Raw genomic sequence first — 832 nt, forward strand, 5'->3', positions numbered from 1 at the left:
GCACTGCTTGAGTGTTCTTCGGTGACCTTCTGGCCGTCGCAGTTGCGCAGCACCGATTCCAGCACGATACGGATGGACACCGGCAGGCGCGAGATATCCACGCCCAGCGATTTTTGCAGGGCGGGCAGGGAGTAGAACTTGCCCTTCTTGGAACCGGAAATCTTGAATTCCTTCAGGGTGTTCAATGTGTTGCGAGACATGGCCTCTTCTCCTTAATTTGGCAATTTAGTGATGCTAGCTAGTCGAATCCGGTTTGCGCTGCAATGGTGAACTGCGGGGTGCTGCCTGATTCTGTGATTCTTTGTTACTAAAAACTTCCTGGACCGGCAGAGGCTGCCTGACCGATTCAGTTCTGGTGCGGTGCGGCGGCCAGGGGCGAAGCCGGCGCTGCGCTGGCGGCAGCTGCGGCCTTGATCTGGTCGGCGTTCTTGCATTCGTTGGCCAGTTGCTGACCCTTCTTGGAATCCAGCAGCAGGCCCTTGGCCGGGATACCGATCCAGACCAGGCCCATCTTGTGGTTTTCGAAGCGGTTGGCGCCGGTGGTGGTGGCCACGCGGGTCAGACGGTGGATGCGCTTGTTCCAGCGGATGGCGATGTGCTTGTCATCGGCATCGTTCTTCCAGATGGTCAGCTTGTTGCCCATTTCGCACTGGAAGTCGGCCGACTGGGTGCCGCTCAGTTCGGGTTCGCTGTCGTCATCCTCGGCGTCCGAGGAGAACGGCATCTTGGCCGCCGGCGCTGCGGCAGCTGCAGCGGCCTTTCTGGTGTGCGCCTTCTTGACCACCTTCTTCTTGGTGGTGTGCGTGCTGTCGGTGTCGGCGTGTGCCGGGGC

General features: G+C 60.0%; 2 protein-coding genes. Both read right to left on the bottom strand.

The window, feature by feature from the left end:
* Positions 1-200: hypothetical protein (locus I5W_RS03980; RefSeq protein WP_044528265.1), on the bottom strand; the 200-nt coding region annotated here is incomplete at its 3' end.
* A 146-nt stretch (positions 201-346) separates the two neighbouring features.
* Positions 347-832: hypothetical protein (locus I5W_RS03985; RefSeq protein WP_044528266.1), on the bottom strand; the 486-nt coding region annotated here is incomplete at its 5' end.

The sequence above is a fragment of the Herbaspirillum sp. B65 genome, assembly GCF_000333555.1.
Taxonomy (GTDB): Bacteria; Pseudomonadota; Gammaproteobacteria; order Burkholderiales; family Burkholderiaceae_D; genus Herbaspirillum; species Herbaspirillum rubrisubalbicans.